The sequence below is a fragment of the Shewanella amazonensis SB2B genome (genome assembly GCF_000015245.1).
Classification (GTDB): domain Bacteria; phylum Pseudomonadota; class Gammaproteobacteria; order Enterobacterales; family Shewanellaceae; genus Shewanella; species Shewanella amazonensis.
In genome coordinates, this window is record NC_008700.1 from 2,150,183 (window position 1) to 2,175,802 (window position 25,620).

Below are 25,620 nucleotides of genomic sequence, written 5' to 3' on the forward strand. Positions count from 1 at the left end.
GAGACTTTAACAAAACCACCGAGGCTGCTGCCGGTCCGGTGGTTTTTCTATTGGGCATTTGCCCTATAGACTGAGACTTTTGTTTTATTTTCTAATGCCACGTTTACAATAAGCATACTTTTAAAGGGCTTTTTTGGGGGAAAGTTAGTTTGAAGTCCATTGGTTTGAATCGGTTCACTTTTTTTATAGCCCTGTATTACGCAGCGATCCTGAACATTCCCCTGTATATCAGGGCGGCAGAAGGGCTGAAGTCATTGTCACACATCGATTGGTTGTTTGTAGCAAGCTTACCTGTACTGCTGACATCCTTACTGGCACTCATCTTCTCGCTTTTCAGTGTTAAGTACCTCGTAAAACCTTTTTTTATCCTGCTGACGTTGGTTTCGGCGTTGGTCGTCTTTGGCATGTATAAATACGGTATCGTGTTTGACCGTGCCATGATGGAAAACATCTTTGAAACCCACAGCGCCGAAGCGTTCATGTATCTCAATACAGAGTCCGTGGTTGGCTTTTTACTGCTTGGGATACTGCCGGCGTTTCTTATTGCCAAAGTTAAAATTGAATATCGGGTCTGGTGGAAAGAGCTGCTGGTTAAGTCTGGCTTCATGCTGGGAATGGTATCGATTGCCGGTGGTGTGCTTGCCGGTTACTACCAGGACTATGTCGCCTTTGGGCGAAATAATGATGATATGAAACAACTGGTTGTACCTACCTATTACATAGGCGCGGCGGCAGGGTTCGTGAATCAGCGTTATATTGAAACGCCGTTGGAATATCAGCCCCTTGGGACAGATGCCAACAACCAAACCCGGGACAGCAATCAAAAACCCCTGTTAACCGTGCTGTTGGTCGGGGAAACCGCCCGTTCAATGAATTATCAGTATTATGGCTATCAAAAAGATACCAATGCGTTTACCAAGCCCCACAATCCCATTGTACTGAGCGCGACCCGGTCATGTGGTACCGCAACAGCACAATCCTTACCCTGTATGTTCTCCCGTATGGGCAGGGAAGACTACAATGCGAGAAAAGCCAGAGCCCAGGATACCGTAATCGATGTACTCGATCATGCCGGTGTGACTGTGTATTGGATTGATAGTGACAGTGGTTGTAAGGGTGTTTGTGATCGGGTAATCAACGAAACAGTCAAGCTGGATGAGGATCCCGCTCTGTGTGATGGCGAGTCTTGTCTGGATCAAGTCCTTTTGAATCGTCTCGATAACATACTGGCGAGTCCCATTGAAAAAGACACCCTATTGGTGCTGCATATTATGGGCAGCCATGGACCTACGTACTTCCAGCGCTATCCGGACGAACATAAAGCCTTCACGCCAGATTGCCCACGCAGTGATATTCAAAACTGCAGTAACGAGGCGCTCGTAAATACCTACGACAACACCATCCGTTACAGTGACTACATCATGGCGGAGGTGATTAATAGACTGAAACAGCAAGAGCCAGTGGCCGATACTGCGATGATGTATATCTCAGATCATGGAGAGTCTCTGGGCGAAAAGGGCTTGTACCTGCATGGTGCGCCCTATGCATTTGCACCCATCGAGCAAATCAGTGTGCCCTGGCTGTTGTGGCTATCTGACGGTTTTAAAGAAGAAAACCGCCTGGATGAAAGCTGTTTAAGGAGCTTGCAGGGCGAATGGTCCCATGACAATCTATTTGATAGCTTGTTGGGGTGGATGAATATTCACACCAGCATATATCGCAAGGAGCTGGATATTTTCAGTCGCTGTCGACTTCCGGCGGTATAACCAGCGCAATTAGCGTGACTTAACCCAAGATTCAGGCAAACCCCGTGGTCAACGAGCCACGGGCAGTTAAGGATGAAGTATTTGCCATGACACTCGCAGCTCACAAACCCAAAGAAAAAGATGAGTCGGCCGGGATATTGAGAAAGGCCGTACCCCAAATGTCGGCACTCGGCATTCCCGTAACACCCGACAATTATGCCGTTTGGTATGCCTACTATCAGGGGGCCGATTTGGCGCTTGTCAGGGCTATCAATGGTTTGATGGAAAATCAGGTCTCTTTTTCTGCGGAGGTGTGCCGGGGACTCTACAGCAGTTTTATCCAGAATAATGCACCCGAAGTATTGGAAAACGTGCACCTGGAAACCCAGTTGCTGATCAATGGGCTACTCAGCAAAATCAGTCTGTTGACCTCAGGTTCTGAGACATTTCAGCTCGCCATAGAAAGTTTTGGCCAGCAATTGCGGCTTCCTCAGGAAGCGGAATCGCTGCATCGATTGGTGGAGGGCGTGTTGGTTGAGGTGGACAAGGTGGTAAGTGAGAACGCGGATATCCACTCAAGTCTCAAGTCGATGGATCAGGAACTCAATCATCTACGAGCTGAAATAACCGAGTTGTCGGTGATATCCCTTACCGATAAATTAACCGGGCTGAATAATCGCCGTGCATTTGAATCTCGTTTGGCGCAGGAGTTTTTACCATCAACGCCAAAATGTTCGCTGTTGGTTATCGATATTGATCACTTTAAGCAGTTTAACGATACATGGGGCCACAATGCCGGAGACAAGGTGTTGGTGTATGTGGCGCAGAATCTGAAACAGGCCGTAAAGGGCGAGGATTTGGTTGCCCGCTACGGAGGCGAAGAATTTGTCATTGTGTTGAAGGATACCAGCGCTGAGGATGCAGCCAACATTGCGGAAAAGCTGCGCGACCGTATCGCCAACAAAAAATTGACCTTGAAGAAAGACAATTTGGATTTGGGTAAGGTATCCGTATCCATCGGCGTCGCCAAGGCCTATGCCAATGAAACCCCTGAACAGTTTTTTGAGAGGGCGGACGGCGCGCTTTACCGCGCCAAAGGCACTGGCCGGAACCGGGTTTGCCTCGCTGACTAGCGACCGTTATCGGTCGCTGGTCGTTCCCCTGTGATCAGATGACTGTATTCGGAACGCGGTTTTCAGCAGTCAGGTTGCATGCAGGTCGTTATCAACACCATTCTTGGGTGAGATTGCCTTAAGATCCATGTGCATCTTAATCAGGTGCTCTTCCATATCAAAAGTCACCGTAAAACCGAGGGTACGTGCCAGATTCGCCATGTTACGGTTTTCAATCATGGTAAAGCCCGTCAATACCTGAGTTTCATTGGCCTGATAGTAGCGGATAAGCTTTTCCAGCAATAACTTACCAAGGCCCAGCCCCTGGTGATCGCTTCGCACGGCCATGGCAAATTCCGCTTCAGTGTTATCCGGGTCAATCGATGCCCGCACTGCGCCCAAGGTGTAATCCTCGCCGTTGGCATCCTGAGCTGTGGCGATAAAGGCCATCTCCCTCGCGTAATCGATTTGGGTCAGCACCGCCATTTCTTCGTGGGTCATGCGCTGACGGGCGCCAAAATAGCGCTTGTACCTGTCTTCATCGGTAAGCGAATTATCGAAGGCAAGGTGTTTGGGCTCATCTTCAGGGAGGATGGGCCTTAACATCACTTGAATGCCGTTACGCAGCACAGCCTGCTCTTCGAGCTCCTTGGGATAGGGCATGATGGCGAGGCGATTAGTGTTATCGCTGCACTGCGGGTCGAGCCTCAGATTAATGTCCAGCAGGGTTATCTTGTCACCGGCCGCCAGCACGGGATTAAGGTCCAGTGCCTGAATTTGTGGGCAATCAATCACCAGATGGCTGAGCTGTGTCAGCATCAGACACAGGGCGTGCATGTCCAGGCCCTGAGGCAGGTGGCGGTCGCGCAACTTACCTGTCTTCAATGCCTGGATCACCATGTAGCGCGCCAACGCCATATTAAGCGGGGGCAGGGCAACGGCGGCATCCCGGGTGGGTTGCCATTCTGAGCCGCCTTCACCCAAGCAAATGGCAGGCCCGAATACTGGGTCGCTTATCACGGCCAGTCGAAGTTCCTGCGCGCCTGCTGTCAGCGCCATCCGCTGCACTATCAAGCCTTCAATTTTCGCCTCGGGGTTTGACTGATGAACCCGCTGCATCATCGCCATCGCAGCATGGTGGATTTCATCCGCGCTGGTAAGGTTTAAGGTCACTCCATAAACATCGGATTTATGCAGAATATCCGGCGATTGTATTTTAAGCGCTATCGGATAACCCACTTGTTCTGCGATATCCGCAGCCTCGGCGGCATCTTTGGCAAACCAGGTATCTATGGTGTTGAGGCCATAAGCACCCAAAATCGCACTGGCATCGTAGGTTTCCAATACGGTTTTCCCCTTTGCCAGCGCTGCCTGCATGACTTCGCGGGCTTTACCGGCATCGTGGGGCACCTTGTCGGTGATGGATTGCGGCACTTCCTGGAGCAACTTTTGGTTACGGCGGTACTCCACCATATGCATAAAGGCACCCACAGCGCCTTCAGGTGTCCGGTAGGTGGCAACCCCCGCTTTGGTGAAGCGTTTTCTGGCCTTATAGGCCGAATTTTCGCCGCTCCAGTTGGTTAAGATGTTCAGTTTACTGCGATGGGGGTGCTTTTTAATGGCATCGGCAACTGCCTCGGCAATCAGTTCGCTTTCGCCCAGGGCCGACGGCGAGTGCAGCACTAAAATGGCGTCGGCGTCGTCACTGTCCATCAGGATATTCAGTGCATCCACATAACGCTTGGCATCTGCATCCCCGATGATGTCGATAGGGTTTTGTGCCGACCAGGTCTTGGGCAACACGGTATCGAGTTTTCGGCAGGTATCCTCTGACAGCTCGGCCAGCTTCCCCCCCCTGCTGATAAGCTCATCCACAGCCAGTACCGCTGGGCCGCCGCCATTACTGATGATCCCCAGACGCTCACCTTTCAGATCGTTACCGTGGTTGAGGCTCTCCAGTGCTGCGAACATCTCAACCAGGTCATTCACCCTCAGCATACCTGCTCGTCTGAACGCGGCCTCATAGACGGCGTCACTGCCACTGACTCCACCGGTATGCAGTTTGGCCGCCCGTGCGCCTTCCTGGCTACGACCAGACTTAATCACCAGTATGGGCTTATTGCGGGCGGCAGCTCGTGCCGCCGAGAGAAAGTGGCGCTTTTCGTTGATGGCGTCCATATAGAGCATGATGGCGCTGGTACGGCCATCGCGTCCAAGAAAGTCCAGCAGTTCGTCAAAGTCGATGTCGGTGGCGTCGCCAAGTGAAATAAACGATGAAAAGCCAATGCCTTTGTTATTGGCCCAGTCCAGTACTGTGGTGCATACGGCAGCAGACTGACTGACAAAGGCAATTTTGCCTGGCTGTGCGGAAGTGTGGGCCAGGCTGGCATTGAGTCCGAGATTAGGCAACATCATGCCTAAACTGTTAGGCCCCAGAATGCGCATGCCATAGCGTTTGGCGTTGGCGAGGGTGGTGGCGAGCAGCGATTGTCCTTCGCCGTCCATCTCATTTGCCATCCCTGACGCCATAATAATGGCGACCTTACAGCCAAACTGGGCGAGGGTTTCAACGATCCCCGGCACACGGCTGGCGCGGGTACAGATAATGGCAAGGTCGGGCTTTATGGGCAGCGCTTCTATGCTTGGGTAGGCAAGAACACCCATCACCGCCTGATATTTGGGCGTGACCGGCATGATGGGACCTGAGAAACCGCCGGCAAGCAGATTTTTCATCACCACATTACCGGCGCGCCTTGGCCCATTGGAGGCACCGATAATGGCAATTGACGAAGGTTTAAACAGGGTGTTGAGGGTGCGCTGACTCATGAAGACTCCATCCTTTGACGCATGAGAAACAGTCTACATGAACCACAGGCAGGCATCACTTGAGAAATATCATGAATTTATAATGTTAATACGAATTATTGGCGGAATACGCAGTGCTATTGGCAGGGGAGAAGACGGCAGAGGGGCTGTTGCCGGGAAAGGTAAAGAATAACAGGTACAAAAAAACCTGCGTATGCAGGCTTGAATGGTACACCCGAGTGGACTCGAACCACCGACCCCTACCATGTCAAGGTAGTGCTCTAACCAGCTGAGCTACGGGTGTATTGTATGAATTTCACTTTTTTAGACTCTGTGAAAAGAGTGGTACACCCGAGTGGACTCGAACCACCGACCCCTACCATGTCAAGGTAGTGCTCTAACCAACTGAGCTACGGGTGCATTGTCGCATTGCAGCGAACGAGCGCTATATTAAGTGCGGCCAATGCTGACATGCAAGTAAAAATATCTGCTGTCCACCTCAAATGGTGATTTGCTGCGCAACTCCTCCCGAAAAACTCAGTGAGGAGTTGGCTTGATGAGAAGCTTATTGGACAAAGTGAAAGCTCGGCGCTGTTTTTTGAATGTATCTCAAACGGATCGCAAAGAGAGCTGCGGCCGTGGTGAGCCCAGCAATGAGTCCGGTCCAGAACCCGTGTGCCCCCATGGCCGGTACCAGCCAATCGGTGTAGGCGAGGGTATAGCCCAGCGTCATACCAATGGCCCAGTAGGAGATCAGGGTAATGTAAAACGCGCTGCGGGTATCTTTATAACCACGCAGGGCACCAGCGGCCACGACCTGTACTGAATCAGACAGTTGATAGAGCGCCGCCATCAGCATCAGACTGGAGGCCAGTGCGACCACGTTGGGGTCGGTGTTGTAGAGTCTGGCAATTTCAACCCTGAATACCACGGTAATAACTGCAGTAATGGAGGCTAAAAACAGGGCCAGGCCCAGGCCGACCTTTGCTACCAGTGCAGCCACGTCAGCTTTCTCACGGCCGAGATAATAACCGATGCGAATTGACACAGCCAATCCAATAGAAAGCGGCAGCATAAACACAATGGATGAAAAATTGAGCGCTATTTGATGACCGGCCACCACATTCGCCCCTAATGGCGCCAGTAGCAGGGCGATGATGGCAAACAGGCTGACTTCAAAAAACAGCGCCATGGCGATTGGAAACCCCAGCTTGGTCATGCGCCACATGGTGGATATCTTGGGCTGCTCAAATGCCTTAAAGGGGGAAACGAGGGCAAACTTTTTGTGAAATGCCATATAAATCAACATGGCTATTAACATGGCCCAAAATACCAGCGCCGTGGCAACACCGCAGCCCGCGCCGCCCATGGCTGGCATGCCGAAGTGGCCGTAGATGAAGATGTAGTTGGCCGGAATATTGACCGCCAGTCCCACAAATCCAATGACCATGGTGGGCAAGGTATAGGAAATCCCTTCGCTCATACCCCTTAGCACCTGATACATCACAAAGGCGGGAACACCCCAGAGAAACCCAAAAAGATATCCCTCCGACAGCTGGCGAAGGTCGGTTTCAAGATCCATCCGGGTCAGAATTTCTGACGAAAGTCCGAGAAACAGCATCACAGCGAAAGCGCCAATTATGGCAATATAAGCGGCCTGGTATGCCAGTGGTCGTATAGAGGCTTCGTCATCAGCGCCATGAAGCTGGGAAAACACCGGAGTAAACGCCATCAACAGCCCCTGCACAAACAGCAGGGCAGGCAACCATAGACTGGTGCCCACAGCCACAGCGGCCATATCAACGGCGCTGACACGACCGGCCATCAGGGTGTCAATAAATCCCATCATGGTTTGGGTAACCTGTGCTATCAGCACCGGCAAGGCCAATTGAATGAGTTTTTTGGCTTGAAAGCCCACGTTGAGCATAAAAAACGCCTTAAAGGAAAAATGAATGTTTACTGGTATCGTGCAAGCCACCTGCGAGTTGGTGGCACTGGAAAAGCGCCGGGGAATGCACACCCTGGCGGTGAGTCTGCCAGCTGAATTAAGAGAAGGGCTCACCCTGGGGGCAAGTGTCGCGAACAATGGCGTTTGTTTGACAGTTACCCGAGTCGAGGATGATAGGGTCTTTTTTGACGTAATGGAAGAAACCCTTACATTAACCAACCTGGGTACGATAGCGCCGGGTGACCAAATTAATATTGAACGCTCTTTAACCTTTGGTAAGGAAATCGGTGGTCATCTGCTTTCCGGCCATGTGCATTGTCAGGCGGTAGTGGAGCGAGTGACCGACGTGGGGGAGCAGAGAGATTTGCACTTACGTCTGCCGAATGAATGGATGAAATACGTTCTTTACAAGGGGTTTGTCGCCGTCAATGGATGCAGTCTGACGGTGGGAGAGGTGTTTGATGATGGCTTTATGCTGCACCTCATTCCGGAAACGCTGAGGCTAACAAATCTCAAAGACGCAGTCGCCGGCACTCAACTGAATATTGAAATCGACAGTCAGACACAAACCATTGTGGAGACCGTCGAGCGGGTACTGGCAGCTCGTCAGTAAAGCTGCTCGTCATCCCCATCAACCCATAGCTCGATTTTACGATTGGCATCATCCACATGCAGTCGCATGTGGATAGGGTTGCAACATACCCGGCAATCATCATAGAACTCCTGATCGCCGCCGGATGCATCAAGCTCAATGCGTTGGTGATGTCCGCAATGTGGGCAACAAATGGTTTGTGTCTTGAGTTTCATCAGCCTGCTCCCAGATAGCCGGTCGCACTACGCCCCCCGTCAACAGCAATGATTTGACCGCTGATGTAGTCAGCGTTGGCAAGATAGCTGACCAGGTTGGCGATATCCGAAGGCGCACCGGCACGGGCGAGGGGGATTTCGGCAAGAACCTTGTTTGGCTTGGCCCCCGCGGTTTCTGGCCAGAGTATGGCTCCCGGGGCAATGCCATTGACCCGCACCGCGGGCGCCAGTTCCTGTGCCAATGACAACGTCGCCATGGCAAGTGCAGCCTTTGATATTGAGTATAATCCATGCTGGCGAAGAGGCCGCTGGCCGTGGATATCGCAAAGATTAATCACACTGCCCTGCGCTGACGCCAAAAGTGGCGCCAGGGCAAATGCAAGTAGATAAGGTTGCAGGCAGTTTACGCCCATCAGGGTTTGTGCGTGCGCAAGGGTTGGGTTTGCCGGGTCTTTGTCAAACCGTGACGCATTATTCACCAACAGTGCAAGTGACGCGCCGCTTCGCACTATCTGATGCCTTATATGCGTGGTGCTGTCTGCTTGTACGAGGTCTGCACAAATGACTTGGGCTGAGCCAGCGCGCTTTTGACATAACACATCAGCAAGTCGCTGGGCTTCATCAACAGAGTGGTGGCAGTGGATAAACACATTCCAGCCCTCCTGATGGAGTTTGGTTGCAATGGCGGCACCAATACGTTTGGCTGCACCTGTGATAAGTGCCCAGCGAGGGGGCGTGTCTGTGTAAGATTCTGTCATTCCCTGTCTCTTTCAGGCTATTTGGCACTAGGGTAGCCCGGCAAATTGACGGGGCAAAGCAAAAGGCGATTTCTTGTATCAAAAACCTCAATGGAATACACTATTTGGCCGCGCTGGATGAGGCTCAAGGCTCCTGTACTGTCTTACCCTCCGCGCGTTTCTTTTTATTTATGCCAAGTGGCCCTTGGTGTGGGTCACCACTGGATAAGGAAATATCATGCCTGTAATTACGCTTCCTGACGGCAGCCAACGTGTGTTTGCCAATCCCGTCTCCACTATGGACGTCGCTGCCGATATCGGCCCTGGGCTTGCCAAGGCCTGTATTGCCGGCCGTGTAAACGGTGAGCTGAAAGATGCCTGCGACCTCATCCATGAAGACGCCAGCCTGTCTATCATCACTGCCCGTGATGAAGAAGGCTTGGAAATTCTGCGTCACTCCTGTGCACACTTGCTTGGTCATGCCATCAAGCAGCTTTGGCCACAAACCAAAATGGCCATTGGTCCGGTTATCGATAACGGCTTCTACTACGATGTGGATCTTGAGCACAAGCTGACTGCCGATGACATCGCTGCGCTGGAAAAGCGCATGCTGGAGCTGGCCAAAACCGATTATGACGTGGTGAAACGCGTTGTGAGCTGGCAGGAAGCCCGCGATACCTTTGAAGGTCGCGGAGAAAGCTACAAGATGGCGATTCTTGATGAAAACATTGCCAAGGACGCCACCCCGGCGTTGTATCATCACGAAGAATACACTGACATGTGTCGTGGCCCACACGTGCCCAACATGCGTTTTTGCCATCACTTCAAACTGATGAGCGTTGCCGGTGCCTACTGGCGTGGTGATTCCAACAACAAGATGCTGCAGCGCATCTACGGTACTGCCTGGGGTGATAAGAAAGCCCTGAATACCCACCTGGCGCGTCTCGAAGAAGCCGCCAAGCGTGACCACCGTAAAATAGGCAAGCAACTCGACCTGTATCATATGCAGGAAGAAGCGCCAGGTATGGTGTTCTGGCATAACGATGGCTGGAGCATCTTCCGTGAGCTGGAAACCTTTATCCGCCACAAGCTGTCTGAGTACGATTATCAGGAAGTGAAAGGTCCATTCATGATGGACCGCGTATTGTGGGAACGCTCAGGTCATTGGGATAAGTACGCCGATGCCATGTTCACCACGGCCAGTGAAAACCGTGAATACGCTATCAAACCGATGAACTGCCCAGGTCACGTGCAAATCTTCAACCAGGGCCTCAAGTCGTATCGCGATTTGCCACTGCGTATGGCCGAGTTCGGTTGCTGTCACCGTAATGAGCCATCGGGTTCGCTGCATGGCCTGATGCGCGTACGCGGCTTTACCCAGGACGATGCCCATATCTTCTGTACCGAAGAACAGGTACAGGAAGAGGTAAGTGCATGTATCAGAATGGTGTATGACACATACTCGACCTTCGGTTTCGAAAATATTGTGGTGAAGCTGTCTACCCGACCCGAGAAGCGTATCGGTGACGACGACATGTGGGACCGCGCAGAATCCGCTCTGATTGAAGCCCTGAATGCCAACGGCATTGCCTTTGAAATTCTGCCTGGCGAAGGTGCCTTTTACGGTCCGAAAATTGAGTTCACCCTGCATGACTGTCTCGACCGTGCATGGCAGTGCGGAACCGTTCAGCTCGACTACGCCTTGCCTGGCCGTTTGGGTGCGACCTATGTGGCCGAAGATAACGCCCGTCAGACCCCGGTGATGATCCACCGCGCCATTTTGGGCTCTTTGGAGCGTTTCATCGGTATTCTTATTGAAGAATACGCCGGACGCTTCCCCGCATGGCTGGCTCCAGTGCAGGCTGTCGTGATGAACATCACCGACAAACAGGCTGATTATGTTGAAGAATTAGTCAAATTCTTCAAAGAACAAGGTATTCGCGCTTCTCAAGACTTGAGGAATGAGAAAATTGGCTTTAAAATACGCGAGCACACCTTAAGGCGTGTCCCTTATCTATTGGTTGTTGGCGACCAGGAAATGGAGAACAGGGAAATCGCGGTGCGTACCCGTGACGGTAAAGATTTGGGCAAGATGTCCATCGATGCTTTCGTTGCGAGCGTAAAAGAACAAATTTCGCACCGTAGTCTAAAACTGTTGGAGGAATAGGTCATAAAGATCAAGAAAGCAGGGCGTCAGCCGGCCCCAAACCGTATCAACGATGAAATCACCGGTGTTCCACAGGTACGTTTAACCGGATTGGATGGAGAATCCATCGGTATTGTCAGTATCCGTGAAGCTCAGGAGTTGGCCGATGAAGCCGGCGTTGATCTCGTAGAGATCAGCCCCAATGCCGAGCCTCCCGTATGTCGTATAATGGACTACGGTAAATTCCTGTTCGACAAGGCTAAAGCCCAGAAAGAACAGAAGAAAAAGCAAAAACAGGTTCAGGTTAAGGAAATCAAATTCCGTCCTGGAACTGATGAAAACGACTATCAGGTAAAACTACGCAACCTGATTCGTTTCCTTGAAGACGGTGACAAAGCGAAAGTTACGCTGCGTTTCCGGGGTCGCGAAATGGCACACCAAAACCTGGGTATGGATCTGATGAACCGTATCAAGGCTGATTTGGAAGAGTATGCGGTTGTCGAATCCTTCCCGAAAATGGAAGGTCGTCAAGCAATTATGGTGCTGGCACCCAAAAAGAAATAGTAGGGCTTTTGAAAGTAACGGCCGCCCTGCAAAGAGCGGCCGTTCGCCTTACGTTTTTTAATAAACCCCCAATGCGGAGTTAGAAGTAATGCCAAAAATGAAAACTGACCGTGGCGTTGCGAAGCGTTTTAAGAAAACCGCCAATGGTTTCAAGCGCAAGCAAGCCCACCTGCGTCACATCCTGACCAAGAAGAGCACCAAGCGTAAGCGTCATCTGCGCGCTAAATGTCTGGTTGCCAAGGTCGACGTTCCAGCAATCGCGCGTCAACTGCCATACGCTTAATTGAGGAGATTGAACAATGCCAAGAGTTAAGCGTGGTGTAACCGCTCGTGCCCGTCACAAGAAGATTCTGAAACTCGCCAAAGGCTACTACGGTGCCCGTTCACGTACTTACCGCGTAGCGGTACAGGCTGTGATCAAAGCCGGTCAGTATGCTTACCGTGACCGTCGTCAGAAGAAACGTCAATTCCGTCAACTGTGGATTGCACGTATCAACGCCGCTTCTCGTCAGAATGGTCTGTCTTACAGCCGTTTCATCAACGGTCTGAAGAAGGCTTCTATCGAGATCGATCGTAAGATCCTGGCCGACATCGCTGTATTCGACAAGGTTGTATTTGCAACTCTCGTTGAAAAAGCAAAAGAAGCTCTGACCAAGTAATTGTTCTGAGCAAATAGAAGGGGACCTTAGGGTCCCTTTTTTTGTGGGTCTGATTTATGTTGTTTAATCATTAATAACACCCGCAATAAAAAGCCGGCATGTAGCCGGCTTTTTATTTTTAAGGAACCTATCAGTGCTTGGCGTCCAAATAACGCTCGGCATCCAGTGCAGCCATACAGCCGGTACCGGCTGAGGTAATGGCCTGACGATAGTGTTGGTCCATCACATCACCGGCAGCAAATACGCCCTCGATGCTGGTTTGGGTTGCATTGCCGTTCAGACCGCTTTGCACCTTGATGTAACCATTGTTCATCTCCAGCTGACCCTCGAAGATGCCGGTATTGGGGCTGTGACCAATAGCGACGAAAACACCCGCAACATCAAATGCTTCAGTAGAGTCATCTTTGGTGGATTTCAGCTTAACACCGGTCACACCCATATTGTCGCCCACCACTTCATCCAGCGTCTTGTCCAAATGCAGAATGATGTTGCCGTTTGCAACCTTGTCCATCAGACGGTCAATCAGAATTTTCTCTGAGCGGAAGCTGTCACGACGGTGGATGAGGTGAACTTCAGAGGCGATGTTGGACAGATACAGGGCCTCTTCCACCGCGGTGTTACCACCACCGATTACTGCGACCTTTTGATTGCGATAGAAAAAACCATCACAGGTAGCGCAGGCTGAAACGCCGCGACCTTTAAAAGCATCTTCAGAAGGCAGCCCCAGGTACTTGGCCGATGCGCCGGTGGCAATGATAAGCGCATCACAGGTGTACTCGCCATTATCACCTTTCAAGCGGAAAGGACGTTCAGTGAGGGTCACTTCGTTAATATGGTCGAAGATAATTTCGGTGTTGAACTTTTCGGCATGCTCCTGCATACGGGCCATCAGGCCTGGTCCGGTCAAACCTTCGGCATCACCTGGCCAGTTTTCAACTTCGGTCGTGGTAGTCAGCTGACCACCTTGTTGGAGACCTGTGATCATCACTGGGTTCAGGTTTGCACGTGCAGCGTAGACGGCGGCAGTGTAGCCAGCTGGGCCCGATCCGAGGATCAGCAGTTGGCTGTGTTTGGCTTGGCTCATTTTATTCTCCGTGCCTTGGCAAATTGCTGGGATTGTAGGGAATTTACGTGTAAGGGTAAAGGCCATCGAGCGTGAAGTCTTAGATGATCCTAATCTATCTTGTCTATTAGGGTTTCCAGTGCATGGCCCGGGAAACGAAAAAGGGGAGCCAAGCTCCCCTTTTATTAACCCTTATCTGGGTAAATTACAGCAATTCAGAAGCTGGAACGTAAGACAGGTTATGGGCTTCGGCCACCTCTTTACAGGTGATCTTGCCGTGCATCACGTTGAGGCCGTTCAGCAGGTGCTTATCGGCCAGCAGTGCAGCCTTGTAGCCCTTGTCTGCCAGCTTGATGATGTAGGGCAGGGTGGCGTTGTTCAGCGCAAAGGTAGAAGTACGGGCAACGGCACCTGGCATGTTGGCTACACAGTAGTGAACCACGTCGTCAACAATATAGGTTGGGTCTTGGTGGGTGGTAGCATGAGAAGTTTCTACACAACCGCCCTGGTCGATAGCTACGTCAACGATAGCAGCGCCAGCTTTCATGCGCTTGATCATATCAGCAGTAACCAGCTTGGGCGCAGCAGCACCAGGGATAAGTACGCCGCCGATAACCAGATCAGCTTCCAGTACGTGACGCTCGATGGCATCAGCGGTTGAGTATACGGCTTTCACAGATGAGCCGAACTGTACATTCAAACGACGCAGTGCATCGATAGAGCGATCAAGAACGACTACATCGGCGCCCATACCTACGGCCATTTGAGCTGCGTTGGTACCTACCATACCGCCACCGATGATAACCACTTTGGCAGGTTCAACACCCGGTACGCCACCCAGCAGCATACCGCGGCCGCCGGCAGACTTTTCCAGCGCCATGGCACCGGCTTGAATAGACATGCGACCGGCTACTTCAGACATTGGTGCCAGCAGTGGCAGACCACCACGGTCGTCAGTCACAGTTTCATAAGCAATACAAACAGCGCCTGAGCTTACCAGCTCTTCAGTTTGAGGCAGATCCGGAGCAAGGTGCAGGTAGGTGAAGAGGATTTGGTCGTGACGCAGCATAGCGCGCTCTACGGCCTGAGGCTCTTTCACTTTCACAATCATATCGGCTTTGGCAAAGACTTCTTCTGCTGTGCCCAGAATAGTGGCACCGGCGTCGATATAGTCTTGATCTGTAAAGCCAATACCGCTACCGGCAGTGGCCTCTACGAACACCGCATGGCCACGCAGGGTCAGTTCACGCACGCTGGAGGGAACCATACCAACGCGATATTCATGGTTTTTGATTTCCTTTGGTACACCAATTATCATCTTCGAGCCTCAATTGCATAAATACCCGCTTTTCGCAGGCAAATTTGTTATTTTGTCGTGACCTGAACGTGATTATTTCAGGGATATCTAGTATAGTATTGCCTCTGCAGTTTATGCTGCTGAACTTTCGACATACGTAAAATTAAATGTTGTTTTAGTAATAAAACAAGGTCAAATATATGGCATATAATAAAAAGAATCCGGTTAAAGACCTGGATCGCATCGATCGCAATATCCTTAATGAACTGCAAATTGATGGAAGAATTTCAAATGTTGAGCTGTCCAAACGGGTAGGGCTGAGTCCAACCCCTTGTTTGGAAAGGGTTAAACGCTTAGAAAAGCAAGGGTATATCAATGGCTACACCGCCTTGGTAAACCCACATTACTTGGGCGCCTCGCTGCTGGTTTTTGTTGAGATCACCCTGAACCGGGACACACCAGAGGTGTTTGATCGCTTCAATCGTGCCGTGCAGCTACTGGACGATATTCAGGAATGTCACCTGGTTTCCGGTGATTTCGACTATTTGCTCAAGACCCGCGTTTCTGACATGTCTGCCTACCGTAAGCTCTTGGGCGAAACCTTGCTGAAATTGCCTTCTGTGTCCGACACCCGTACCTACGTCGTGATGGAAGAAGTTAAGCAGACCAATAAGGTCGCGGTAAACAACATCTCTGACAAGTAACTAAGTCTCTGTCGGCGATATAAAAAGGGAGCTAAGCTCCCTTTTTTGTTTCCGGCCTTAACCCGCGCATGAATTTTTGCTCACAAATGGGTGCGACTGCCCATAAAACCCCCAATTTAGCTCCACTTTCAACAGGATTCTGGTATCTTAATTTCACCTGTTTTTAATGTTGCTATGGATCCTTTCGTTTGTCTCAGGGAAATCGCGTTCATTCGCTAAGCGGACTGCAACGGCTACTTGAAGGTGGCCTCATTATTTGTTCCATGCTGGCCATCTATGTGTTGCTGGCACTGACCAGTTTCAGTGCATCAGACCCAGGTTGGAGCCAGAGTAACTATCAGGGCCAGATTGAGAATCTCGGTGGGGCAGTGGGTGCCTGGATTGCCGATGTGCTGCTGTACTTCTTTGGCTACAGTGCCTTTCTTACCCCCTTCGTGATTGCCGGTACCGGATGGTTGTTGTTCAAGCAGTCCCATAGGTTGCTGGAAATAGATTACTTTTCAGTCTCGATGCGATTACTGGGATTCATCCTTATTGTGTTTGGCGTGTCTACTCTCGCTAGCATGAATGGCAATGATATTTATGAATTTTCGGCCGGCGGCGTAACAGGTGACGTCATCGCCAATGCTATGCTGCCCTATTTCAATTCCCTTGGCACGACGCTACTACTACTGTGTAGTATTGCCACTGGCTTTACACTGCTGACCGGCATCAGTCTGATTGCCCTGGTGGAGCTCACCGGCAGAGCAACCATTGGTGTATTTCAGAGCCTATATCAACTGCCGTCCAGACTGGCTAATTCACGCGAAACAGAAGACACCCAGGGTTTTATGTCCATTGCCGCGGGGTTCAAACGCAAGCAGAAGGAACCACTGCTTGCAGGCGTAAATGAAGACGATTTAACTGAGGTAGCCAATACCGCTTCGGCTGGCAATGAATCACTCGGCACGGCAGCAGAAAACACTGAAGTAAGCCATAAAGAAAGACGTAAGCTCTTTTCAATTTTCAGCCGCAGTAAAACAGAGTCAGATGTAGATGTAGCGTCGGTGACAGCAGATGCTCAGGATGAGGTTGACGCTCTCAAGTCATTTAGCGCGAATATTGACAATGAATATTCAACGTCAGGTGTAGCCGCTGCTAATGAAGCAAGATCCAGGTTCGCCAGGGTTGAGCCTGCCTTTTCCGATGTCGTATCAGATCAGGGTGCCATCACAGCAGATGAGGCGCACGCTGCCAGTTCTAACATGAATACGGCCTTTTCGGCATCAGGTGCATCCATTGATACATTCGACAATGACGAATATGGCCATCCTTCAGACGAGCTCCCCCCGTGGGAAGACATTGGCTTTGATGATGCCATCTCGGACGGTGCGCTTGCCAAGGCGCCAAAGCCTCAGCCCAAAAAAGTGGAAGGTGCAAAAATTGTCGATGGCATAGTGGTATTGCCAGGGCAGGACAACACGCCAACCAAGCCCATGGCGCCGCTGCCAAGTATTGACCTGCTGAATGTGCCTAACCGCAAAGAAAACCCCATCAGTGAAGAAGAGCTGGATCAGGTGGCGCGTTTGGTTGAATCCAAACTGGCGGACTTTAACATCACCGCTAATGTGGTAGGTGTATATCCGGGCCCGGTTATCACCCGTTTTGAGCTGGAGCTCGCGCCTGGCGTTAAGGCATCCAAAATCTCCAATCTCGCCAGCGACCTCGCACGGTCTTTGCTGGCAGAGCGGGTGAGGGTGGTCGAAGTCATTCCAGGTAAGGCCTATGTAGGGCTTGAGCTGCCAAATAAGTTCCGCGAAACCGTGTACATGCGTGATGTGCTGGACTGCGACAAATTTAAAGCGAATCCCAGTAATCTCGCTATGGTGCTGGGTCAGGATATCGCTGGGGAGCCTGTGGTGGTGGATTTGGCTAAAATGCCTCACCTCCTGGTTGCCGGTACTACGGGTTCGGGTAAATCTGTCGGTGTCAACGTGATGATCACCAGTCTGTTGTACAAGTCCGGCCCTGACGATGTCCGCTTTATCATGATTGACCCCAAGATGTTGGAACTTTCTGTCTATGAAGGCATTCCGCACCTTTTGTGTGAAGTGGTCACCGACATGAAAGAGGCATCCAACGCACTGAGGTGGTGCGTAGGTGAAATGGAGCGCCGCTATAAACTCATGTCTGCACTGGGTGTGCGTAATCTGAAAGGCTATAACGCCAAGATTGCTGACGCCAAAGCCAGCGGCGAACCCATTTTGGACCCTCTGTGGAAGTCCAGCGAAAGCTTTGATGAGCAAGCCCCTGAGCTGGATAAGTTGCCCTCTATCGTGGTAGTGGTAGATGAGTTTGCCGACATGATGATGATTGTGGGTAAAAAGGTGGAAGAGCTTATCGCCCGTATCGCTCAAAAAGCCCGTGCGGCAGGTATTCACCTGATTTTGGCAACTCAGCGCCCATCTGTGGATGTGATTACCGGCTTGATTAAAGCCAACATCCCAACACGTATGGCATTTCAGGTTTCATCCCGTATCGACTCCCGTACCATTTTGGACCAACAGGGCGCGGAAACACTGCTCGGTATGGGAGACATGTTGTATCTGCCACCCGGCACAGGTGTGCCAATCCGGGTACACGGCGCCTTTATTGATGACCATGAAGTTCACAGAGTCGTGGCAGACTGGCATGCCCGTGGCAAGCCACAATATATCGATGAGATCCTCCAGGGTTCCAGCGATGGCGAGCAGGTATTGTTGCCAGGCGAAGCGTCTGAAGAAGGCGATGAAGATTACGATCCGCTTTACGATGAAGCCGTTGCCTTTGTTACAGAGTCCCGTCGCGGCTCCATTTCAAGTGTGCAGCGCAAGTTTAAAATTGGCTACAACCGTGCCGCCCGCATTATAGAACAGATGGAAATGGCCGGGGTGGTCAGTGCCCAGGGGCACAACGGTAACCGTGAGGTATTGGCACCACCACCGCCACGAAACTAAGCCAGCCCTGACCCGGTGTTGTTCTGAAGTGAATTTACCGGGTTTGAAATCGTTTAACGTTGATGAGGTTAGTATTTGAAAAAGTCGATTGTAGTGCTCTTTTCTGCCGTGCTGCCTTTTGCGGTCTTCGCAGATGATGCCAAAGAACTGGTATCCAAATTGGATGTGATGCAGGGCATTAAGGCCAACTTCAGCCAGAAAGTAACAGATCAGAATGGCAAACTCATCCAGGAAGGCAGTGGTGTGATTGCCATGCATCAACCCGATGCATTTTACTGGCATCTCACAGCCCCCGACGAATCTCTGATAGTGGCCAAAGACAATAGTGTCTGGGTGTATAACCCCTTTGCCGAAGAAGTCAGTATCCTGGATATGGAGGATATTCTTAAGGCTTCACCCATGGCGCTGTTGGTGCATCGTGATGAAAAACGCTGGAATGAATATCAGATTGATAGAAAAGGCAGTTGCTTTGATATCACGCCACGTCAGGGCGTTGAAAGTGCCGTCGATACTGTCTCTGTCTGTTTTGCAAATAATACGCTCTCTGACATTCGCCTGACGGATGCCCAGGGCAGCACCAGCCACTTTTCGCTGTCTGAGCAAGCGGCAGTGACCGATGCCGACGAGAGCCTATTTCAGTTTCAGATCCCCGATGGCGTCAGCATTGACGATCAGCGTCGTCAGTAAAAGGATGCGCTGTGTCGTTGAGTTTTGATTTCAGCCCCGACTTCAACCCACTGGCTGCCCGTATGCGTCCGGCCAGTGTTGAGGAGTATATAGGTCAGTCACACCTCCTCGGAGAGGGTAAGCCACTGCGGCAGGCATTGCTTGCCGGTAAGGTGCACTCGATGCTGCTTTGGGGGCCACCAGGCACTGGCAAAACCACGCTTGCCGAACTCGTCGCACGCTACGCCAATGCCCATGTTGAGCGTATCTCTGCTGTCACGTCCGGGGTCAAGGAAATCAGGGCCGCTATTGAACAGGCGAAAAACGTGGCTCAGTCCCGTGGACAGCGAACCTTGCTGTTTGTGGACGAGGTCCATCGTTTTAATAAGAGTCAACAGGATGCCTTTCTGCCGTTTATCGAAGACGGTACAGTGATTTTTATCGGCGCCACTACCGAAAACCCGTCCTTTGAAGTCAATAATGCGCTGCTGTCGCGCTGCCGCGTGTATCTCATCAAACGGCTTGAGGATGATGCGATTGGGCAGATCCTGGCACAGGCCAACAGCGATGAGGCGAGGGGACTTGGCAAACGCGGTCTGTTGCTAAAGGCAGAACTCAAATCTGCCATCGCCAGGCTTTGCGACGGCGATGCCCGCAAGGCCCTCAATTTACTTGAACTCATGTCTGACTTACTGCCAGATGGCGGTGAGTACAATCTTGAACTTTTATCCGAGGTCGCCGGGCATCAGGCTGCAGGTTATGACAAAAATGGCGACCAGTATTACGACCTCATCAGTGCAGTGCATAAGTCCATTCGTGGCTCGGCGCCGGATGCCGCCCTCTACTGGTTTTGCCGCATTCTTGAAGGCGGCGGCGATCCCTTGTATGTGGCAAGGCGTCTTCTTGCCATTGCCTCGGAAGACATTGGCAATGCCGACCCCAATGCCATGACAGTCGCTCTGAATGCCTGGGACTGTTTTCACCGCGTCGGACCAGCCGAGGGGGAACGCGCTATCGCTCAGGCGGTGATTTACCTTGCCAGCGCGCCAAAAAGTAACGCCGTCTACACCGCCTTTAAGGCCGCCCGGGTCCTTGCCAGAGAAACAGGCAACGCGCCTGTGCCCAATCATTTGCGTAACGCCCCCACCAAGCTCATGAGTGAACTTGGCGTCGGCGAAGGTTATCGTTATGCCCACGATGAGGATGGGGCCTTTGCCGCGGGGGAAAATTATTTTCCCGAAGTCCTGCAGCACAGCCGAATTTACCAGCCCACCGCGCGGGGTTTTGAAAAGCGCATTCGAGATAAACTTGCTCATCTCGACGCACTGAATCAACAAAGTGGGCGAAAACGCTATGAATAACGTGCTCTATATTGCCGCGGGAGGTGCTATAGGTGCAGTTTTGCGCTATTCCATCTCGATTCTTGCGTTACAACTCTTTGGCACCGGATTTCCTTTTGGTACACTCATCGTCAACGTGGCGGGATCCTTTTTAATGGGATGCATATACGCCCTGGCGGAGCTCAGCCATATTGGTCCTGAGTGGAAAGCCCTGATTGGTGTTGGCCTTCTGGGTGCTTTAACGACGTTTTCCACCTTCTCAAACGAAACCTTGCTGCTGTTGCAGCAGGGTGAACTTGTGAAGGCGAGCCTGAATGTGCTTCTGAACCTGATACTTTGCCTGACCGTGGTGTATCTAGGGCAGCAGCTGATTTATTCCCGCGTTTAACTTATAAGACAACAAGTATGTTAGATACCAAATATCTCCGTAATGAACTGGAATTCACCAAAGAGCGTCTGGCCGCACGCGGCTTCGCGCTGGACATCGATCATCTCAAAGCGCTGGAAGAAAAGCGCAAGTCGCTGCAGGTCGCCACTGAAGAGCTGCAGGCCAGTCGCAACGCAATTTCCAAATCCATCGGTCAGGCAAAGTCCCGTGGTGAAGACGTCGCGCCCATCATGGCTCAGGTAGGTAACCTGGGTACCGAGCTTGAGGCCAAAAAAATCGAATTGGCAGCGCTGCTGGAAGAAATCAACGCCATTGCCATGTCAGTGCCCAACCTGCCTGATGAGTCAGTGCCTGTTGGGAAAGACGAAAGTGAAAACGTTGAAATTCGCCGTTGGGGCGAGCCACGCAGCTTTGATTTTGCAGTTAAAGATCATGTGGATCTGGGTGAAACCCTGGGTGGTTTGGATTTCAAGAGCGCGGTTAAGATCACCGGCTCACGCTTTATCGTTATGAAAGGCCAGATTGCCCGCATGCACCGCGCACTGGCGCAGTTTATGCTGGATCTGCATACCATTGAGCACGGTTATACTGAGGCCTATGTGCCTTTGCTGGTAAACACAGACAGTTTACTGGGTACTGGTCAGTTACCCAAGTTCAGTGAAGACCTGTTCAACCTCAAGCCTGCGACCGAAGAAGGTCAGGCACTGAGCCTGATCCCAACGGCAGAAGTACCAGTGACCAACCTGGTGCGTGATACCATCCTTGATGAGGCCGACCTGCCTATCAAGATTACCGCACACACGGCATGCTTCCGCTCCGAAGCCGGTTCATACGGTAAAGATACCCGTGGTCTTATCCGTCAGCACCAGTTCGACAAAGTGGAAATGGTGCAGATAGTTAAGCCCGAAAACTCCATGGATGCCCTTGAGCAAATGGTTGGCCACGCCGAAAACGTACTGAAAAAGCTGGGTCTGCCATACCGCACAGTGGTGCTTTGCACCGGCGACATGGGCTTTGGTGCCGCCAAGACCTACGACATTGAAGTATGGCTGCCTGCGCAGAACACCTATCGTGAAATCTCTTCGTGCTCTAACGTGAAGGATTTCCAGGCCCGCCGTATGCAAGCCCGCTATCGCAGCAAAGAAGACAACAAGCCTGCACTGGTTCACACCCTCAATGGTTCAGGTCTTGCGGTAGGTCGTACTCTGGTAGCGATTCTGGAGAACTATCAGAATGCCGATGGTACAGTTACCGTGCCTGAAGCCCTGCGCCCATATATGGGTGGTATTGAGCAACTCGGTTAATAACAAGACACTATTTTTCAAGGTTATATGGATAACGGTCAACGCTACTTACGTTGGCTTTCATACGTGGCAGTGATAGCGGTGTTTGTCGGTATCATGTTCGCTACCTTGGGGAAGGCCTTCTTGATTGTGTTAGATAACGTCTAACAGTTAAAAGCCCCGCAATAGCGGGGCTTTTTGTATTCTGTCTTAATCGGCGCCTGTTAAATGCACTTGGCAGGTTTGGGCAAACCGGCAATTTTGGTGGCTTGCTTGGCTGGACCTATCGGGAACAGGGTGTAGAGATATTTGGAATTGCCTTTATCCGGGCCAAACTTTTGCCCCATGGCTTTGACCAGCGCGCGGATAGCTGGGCTGGTTTTGTACTCCAAATAAAAATCCCGAACGAAGTTGACTACTTCCCAGTGGGCTTCTGTCATCACGATGGACTCAGACTCCGCCAGCACAAGCGCGAGTTCGGGGCTCCAGTCGTTAACCGACAGCAGATAGCCATTTTTATCGACTTCAATCTGCTGGCCCTTAAACAAAATCGAATCTACCACGTAATCACCTTGTCAAACGTTAAAGAGAGTTTTACCCAGTCGTGGTAATCAACCAACTTCGCATCAGGGTAACGTGCTGTAATCATGGCTGTCAGCCCCCGGGCATGGACATCTTCATCTAAAAAATACACAGTTTTGCCGGCAAGTTTTGCCTGCCAACTGGCATGAAGCAGGGAGCCTGTGGCATTGCCACTGATTATCAGCGCATCCTGCTTACCCGCATAGCGAAGGGCGAGGCGAAGACCGGCGCTTTGCGCAGATGAGCTTTGAATATGATGCAAAATCATCAGTACACCACCACTTCATCGACCGAGCCGAAATGTTCACGGATATCACTGTTTGTCAGCACTTGAACATCCAGGGGCAGAGCGCTTGGCGCTATCGCGAATTCCTTCAGGCTTTCCTCACACACGTAAAGGTTTTCGATATCGTAAAACTCCAGCGCACCAAAGGTGGCTATGTAGTCGCGGCAACCGATGGATTCCGGCTCTTGATTAGAGATCAGGTGCAGTACGCCTTCATCGGTGAACAGTAAACTGGTTTCTAAATCATAACTAGCTGCCAGCATGGCAAAATCCAGTGCCTCCCGGCCAGCAGCATTGCTGTGGGGCGACGTTGAAAACACAACACAGAGTTTTTTCACTGTCACTCCTTAGAAACAGATGAGCCGGTCGGCTTTGGCGATGCCACTTACCAACTCGCCCAGGCCGCCGTTAGTGAAATGTTCATCCACATTCCAATGACTGAGCCCTTGGGTTTCAGCTTCTTCTTTCGCCACCATGCCTCGTCTTAAGGCCGCAGACACGCAATTGACCAGTTCAACATTGTGTAGTTTGGCCAGTTTTTGCCAAGCCTGATACACGTTGAACTCATCGGATGCTGGCGAACCGAGGCTCGATGCGTTAAACACGCCATCCTGATAAAAAAATACCTGAAGAATGTGGTGGCCTTCGTCGATTGCGGCCTTGGCAAACCTGAGCGCGTGCACGGGCGCTGCGCTACCATAGGCTTTACCTGATACCTGAAGAATAAATGTGCTCATAATAAAAAAATGGCCCTCGAAGTGGGCCATTTTACCTTAACTCTGTGGAATGTTTAATCGTCGTTGTTCATGCCAAGAATGCGCAAAATAGCGAGGAACAAATTGAGGAAGTCCAGATACAGCGACACAGTGGCGCGAATATAGTTGGTTTCGCCGCCGTTTACGATGCGACTGGTATCAAACAGAATAAGACCGGTAAACACCAAAGCGGTTGCCCAGGACAGCAGCATGTACGCGGTGCTGTTGCCAACGAACAAATTAATCAGGCCACCAATCACAATCACAATTAAACCGGCGAACAAAAAGCCACCCATAAAAGAGAAGTCTTTTTTAGTGGTGAGGGCATACATGGACAAGCCGATAAAAATGGCTGACGTGAGGCCGAATGCTTGCATGATAAGTTCAGGGCCATTGGCCATGCCCGCATAGTGGTTCAGGATAAAACCGAGTGAAGCGCCTTCCATACCAGTAAAGGCAAATACCCAAAACAGACCTGCTGCGGTGTCGGCTTTACGCAGGGTGACAAACAGCAGAATGAATCCGCCGATGGCAAAACCCAGAGACATCAAAGGCGAAATGCCCATCGCCGTGGCAATCCAGGCGCACAGCGCTGAAAATGCCAGTGTCATGGAAAGCAACATATAGGTGTTTTTGATGAGCTTGTTGACTTCCAGTGTCGACTGCTTGGAAACCAGAATTTCCTGTGACATTTCAATGTCTCCTTAATGTATGACTATCTTGGCTATCATAACTGAATTCCCGGCGGAAACCACACTTATGCCAGCCATTCGCGGTGCAGCTTTTCACTGTCGCCGAGGTAATCAAGCACCCAACTGAGTGCAGGCGAGGGCGCATCACCGTTCCACGCCAGACAGCAAGGACTGGGCGCCTTTGGCTGCTCAAGTGTTTTTTCCATCAACAATCCGGCCTGAATAAAGGGCGCCGCAAGGTGTCTTGGCATGTAACCTATTCCCAAGCCGTTGGTGAAACAGTTAATGGCACGGATCCAGTCCGGCACAACCAGCCGACGTTGATTGTCCAAAAGCCAGGTCGTACGTTTGGGAATTTCCCGCGATGTATCTTCAAGACAAATGGAGGGGAATGGCCTTAGCATATCATCGCTTAACGGTGCCTCTATGGACGCAAGAGGGTGATTTTTAGACACCAAAAACGCCCAGTCGATAACCCCCATGTCCCGGTATTGGAATACGCCACCAACGGGAATGGCCGTTGTAGCGCCAATGGCAATGTGGCTGCGTCCTGTAGCAAGTGCTTCCCATACACCGTTGAATACTTCGATGCGTATGATTAACTCGACATCCTGAAAATGCCTGTAAAAATCAGCGATTAACACGCTTATCTTGTCTGCTCGGACAATGTTGTCCAGCGCGATGGACAGGGTTGGTTGCCAGCCATTGGCAATACGCTGTGTTCCGCGCTTGAGTTCATCCATTTGCGATAGCATGGCGCGGGCTTCACGGACGAAGTGCTCACCGGCTACCGTCAGACTCACGCTACGGTGATGGCGGTTAAACAGTACCACACCCAATTCGTCTTCGATTTGCTTGATTGCATAGCTGACCGCGGAAGGCACCTTGTGCAACTTTGCCGCTGCAGCGGTAAAACTACCGACCTGAGCAACGATATCGACCAACTCCAGCGATTGTTCCGACAGCATGGTGAATTTCCTGATGTAAGAAGGGCACTTTGCCATGAATTATTTTGGTTACAGTATGCAAAATTAACCGTTTCACAGCGGTAAAACAAGTTATTAGA

At 51.2% G+C, this 25,620-nt stretch carries 25 protein-coding genes and 2 tRNA genes; 13 read left to right on the forward strand and 14 right to left on the reverse strand.

Annotated elements, in window-relative coordinates; translation table 11 throughout:
• Nucleotides 1-149: 149 nt before the first annotated feature.
• Together SAMA_RS09165 and SAMA_RS09170 are read left to right on the forward strand one after the other, a co-directional pair.
• Nucleotides 150-1,766 (forward strand): phosphoethanolamine transferase, encoded by a 1,617-nt coding sequence (locus SAMA_RS09165; protein WP_011759871.1) that lies wholly within the window; start codon nt 150-152, stop codon nt 1,764-1,766.
• An 86-nt stretch (nt 1,767-1,852) separates the two neighbouring features.
• Nucleotides 1,853-2,878, forward strand: coding sequence for a GGDEF domain-containing protein (locus SAMA_RS09170; RefSeq protein ID WP_041410309.1), 1,026 nt, complete (start codon nt 1,853-1,855; stop codon nt 2,876-2,878).
• 69 nt (nt 2,879-2,947) lie between these two features.
• Here SAMA_RS09170 and SAMA_RS09175 read toward each other — a convergent pair whose 3' ends face one another.
• The 4 genes from SAMA_RS09175 to SAMA_RS09190 form a co-directional block, all read right to left on the reverse strand.
• On the reverse strand, nt 2,948-5,683 hold the full coding sequence (locus tag SAMA_RS09175; protein ID WP_011759873.1) for an acetate--CoA ligase family protein: 2,736 nt from the start codon (nt 5,681-5,683) through the stop codon (nt 2,948-2,950).
• A gap of 206 nt (nt 5,684-5,889) precedes the next feature.
• Nucleotides 5,890-5,966 (reverse strand) — tRNA-Val (locus SAMA_RS09180).
• 39 nt (nt 5,967-6,005) lie between these two features.
• Nucleotides 6,006-6,082 (reverse strand) — tRNA-Val (locus SAMA_RS09185).
• Between the two features lie 145 nt (nt 6,083-6,227).
• Nucleotides 6,228-7,589, reverse strand: a complete 1,362-nt coding sequence (locus tag SAMA_RS09190) for an MATE family efflux transporter (protein WP_011759874.1) — start codon at nt 7,587-7,589, stop codon at nt 6,228-6,230.
• 25 nt (nt 7,590-7,614) lie between these two features.
• On the opposite strand from SAMA_RS09190, the gene SAMA_RS09195 reads away from it, so the two are divergent.
• A complete protein-coding gene (locus SAMA_RS09195; protein WP_011759875.1) occupies nt 7,615-8,223 on the forward strand; it encodes a riboflavin synthase in 609 nt (202 codons plus the stop codon).
• Here the strand turns inward: SAMA_RS09195 and SAMA_RS09200 are convergent.
• Together SAMA_RS09200 and SAMA_RS09205 are read right to left on the reverse strand one after the other, a co-directional pair.
• Nucleotides 8,217-8,417 carry a CPXCG motif-containing cysteine-rich protein gene (locus SAMA_RS09200; RefSeq protein ID WP_011759876.1) on the reverse strand — a complete coding sequence of 67 codons (201 nt, stop codon included), beginning with the start codon at nt 8,415-8,417 and terminating at the stop codon, nt 8,217-8,219. The two genes, SAMA_RS09195 and SAMA_RS09200, sit on opposite strands and share 7 nt — an antisense overlap.
• Nucleotides 8,417-9,175 carry an SDR family oxidoreductase gene (locus SAMA_RS09205; protein WP_011759877.1) on the reverse strand — a complete coding sequence of 253 codons (759 nt, stop codon included), beginning with the start codon at nt 9,173-9,175 and terminating at the stop codon, nt 8,417-8,419. Before SAMA_RS09205 ends, SAMA_RS09200 begins: the two co-directional genes overlap by 1 nt.
• 217 nt (nt 9,176-9,392) lie before the next feature.
• On the opposite strand from SAMA_RS09205, the gene thrS reads away from it, so the two are divergent.
• The 4 genes from thrS (at nt 9,393) to rplT (ending at nt 12,523) form a co-directional block, all read left to right on the forward strand.
• Complete coding sequence (gene thrS, locus SAMA_RS09210) at nt 9,393-11,321, forward strand: threonine--tRNA ligase (protein WP_011759878.1); 1,929 nt, start codon at nt 9,393-9,395, stop codon at nt 11,319-11,321.
• A gap of 3 nt (nt 11,322-11,324) precedes the next feature.
• Entirely contained in the window at nt 11,325-11,864 is a 540-nt protein-coding gene (gene infC, locus SAMA_RS09215; RefSeq protein WP_041409771.1) for a translation initiation factor IF-3, read from the forward strand.
• A gap of 88 nt (nt 11,865-11,952) precedes the next feature.
• Nucleotides 11,953-12,147 (forward strand): 50S ribosomal protein L35, encoded by a 195-nt coding sequence (gene rpmI, locus SAMA_RS09220; RefSeq protein ID WP_011759880.1) that lies wholly within the window; start codon nt 11,953-11,955, stop codon nt 12,145-12,147.
• Nucleotides 12,148-12,163: 16 nt separating this feature from the next.
• The gene (rplT, locus tag SAMA_RS09225; protein WP_011759881.1) at nt 12,164-12,523 is read left to right on the forward strand and encodes a 50S ribosomal protein L20; all 360 of its coding nucleotides are present in this window, start codon (nt 12,164-12,166) and stop codon (nt 12,521-12,523) included.
• Nucleotides 12,524-12,653: 130 nt separating this feature from the next.
• Here rplT and trxB read toward each other — a convergent pair whose 3' ends face one another.
• Both trxB and ald read right to left on the reverse strand, forming a co-directional pair.
• Entirely contained in the window at nt 12,654-13,607 is a 954-nt protein-coding gene (gene trxB / locus SAMA_RS09230) for a thioredoxin-disulfide reductase (protein WP_011759882.1), read from the reverse strand.
• Nucleotides 13,608-13,791: 184 nt separating this feature from the next.
• The gene (ald, locus tag SAMA_RS09235; protein WP_011759883.1) at nt 13,792-14,904 is read right to left on the reverse strand and encodes an alanine dehydrogenase; all 1,113 of its coding nucleotides are present in this window, start codon (nt 14,902-14,904) and stop codon (nt 13,792-13,794) included.
• Between the two features lie 179 nt (nt 14,905-15,083).
• Here ald and lrp point away from each other — a divergent pair, with 179 nt between their 5' ends.
• From lrp to serS, 6 genes are all read left to right on the forward strand, one after another.
• Nucleotides 15,084-15,587, forward strand: coding sequence for a leucine-responsive transcriptional regulator Lrp (lrp, locus tag SAMA_RS09240; protein ID WP_011759884.1), 504 nt, complete (start codon nt 15,084-15,086; stop codon nt 15,585-15,587).
• A 188-nt stretch (nt 15,588-15,775) separates the two neighbouring features.
• Nucleotides 15,776-18,562 (forward strand): DNA translocase FtsK, encoded by a 2,787-nt coding sequence (locus SAMA_RS09245; RefSeq protein WP_011759885.1) that lies wholly within the window; start codon nt 15,776-15,778, stop codon nt 18,560-18,562.
• A gap of 75 nt (nt 18,563-18,637) precedes the next feature.
• Nucleotides 18,638-19,249, forward strand: coding sequence for an outer membrane lipoprotein chaperone LolA (gene lolA, locus SAMA_RS09250; protein ID WP_011759886.1), 612 nt, complete (start codon nt 18,638-18,640; stop codon nt 19,247-19,249).
• A gap of 62 nt (nt 19,250-19,311) precedes the next feature.
• Complete coding sequence (locus tag SAMA_RS09255; RefSeq protein ID WP_049757994.1) at nt 19,312-20,589, forward strand: replication-associated recombination protein A; 1,278 nt, start codon at nt 19,312-19,314, stop codon at nt 20,587-20,589.
• A complete protein-coding gene (gene crcB, locus SAMA_RS09260) occupies nt 20,582-20,956 on the forward strand; it encodes a fluoride efflux transporter CrcB (RefSeq protein ID WP_011759888.1) in 375 nt (124 codons plus the stop codon). The genes SAMA_RS09255 and crcB overlap by 8 nt, the downstream gene beginning before the upstream one ends.
• Before the next feature lie 17 nt (nt 20,957-20,973).
• Nucleotides 20,974-22,260, forward strand: coding sequence for a serine--tRNA ligase (gene serS, locus SAMA_RS09265; RefSeq protein ID WP_011759889.1), 1,287 nt, complete (start codon nt 20,974-20,976; stop codon nt 22,258-22,260).
• A 203-nt stretch (nt 22,261-22,463) separates the two neighbouring features.
• On the opposite strand, the gene SAMA_RS09270 is transcribed toward serS, so the two are convergent.
• The 6 genes from SAMA_RS09270 to punR form a co-directional block, all read right to left on the reverse strand.
• The gene (locus tag SAMA_RS09270; protein WP_011759891.1) at nt 22,464-22,802 is read right to left on the reverse strand and encodes a TusE/DsrC/DsvC family sulfur relay protein; all 339 of its coding nucleotides are present in this window, start codon (nt 22,800-22,802) and stop codon (nt 22,464-22,466) included.
• Entirely contained in the window at nt 22,796-23,089 is a 294-nt protein-coding gene (gene tusB / locus SAMA_RS09275) for a sulfurtransferase complex subunit TusB (RefSeq protein ID WP_011759892.1), read from the reverse strand. Before tusB ends, SAMA_RS09270 begins: the two co-directional genes overlap by 7 nt.
• Complete coding sequence (tusC, locus tag SAMA_RS09280) at nt 23,089-23,445, reverse strand: sulfurtransferase complex subunit TusC (RefSeq protein ID WP_011759893.1); 357 nt, start codon at nt 23,443-23,445, stop codon at nt 23,089-23,091. Before tusC ends, tusB begins: the two co-directional genes overlap by 1 nt.
• A gap of 9 nt (nt 23,446-23,454) precedes the next feature.
• Nucleotides 23,455-23,844, reverse strand: a complete 390-nt coding sequence (tusD, locus tag SAMA_RS09285) for a sulfurtransferase complex subunit TusD (RefSeq protein ID WP_041410310.1) — start codon at nt 23,842-23,844, stop codon at nt 23,455-23,457.
• Nucleotides 23,845-23,897: 53 nt separating this feature from the next.
• Nucleotides 23,898-24,554 (reverse strand): Bax inhibitor-1/YccA family protein, encoded by a 657-nt coding sequence (locus SAMA_RS09290; RefSeq protein WP_011759895.1) that lies wholly within the window; start codon nt 24,552-24,554, stop codon nt 23,898-23,900.
• A gap of 65 nt (nt 24,555-24,619) precedes the next feature.
• The gene (gene punR / locus SAMA_RS09295; RefSeq protein ID WP_011759896.1) at nt 24,620-25,522 is read right to left on the reverse strand and encodes a DNA-binding transcriptional activator PunR; all 903 of its coding nucleotides are present in this window, start codon (nt 25,520-25,522) and stop codon (nt 24,620-24,622) included.
• Between the last annotated feature and the right edge of the window lie 98 nt (nt 25,523-25,620).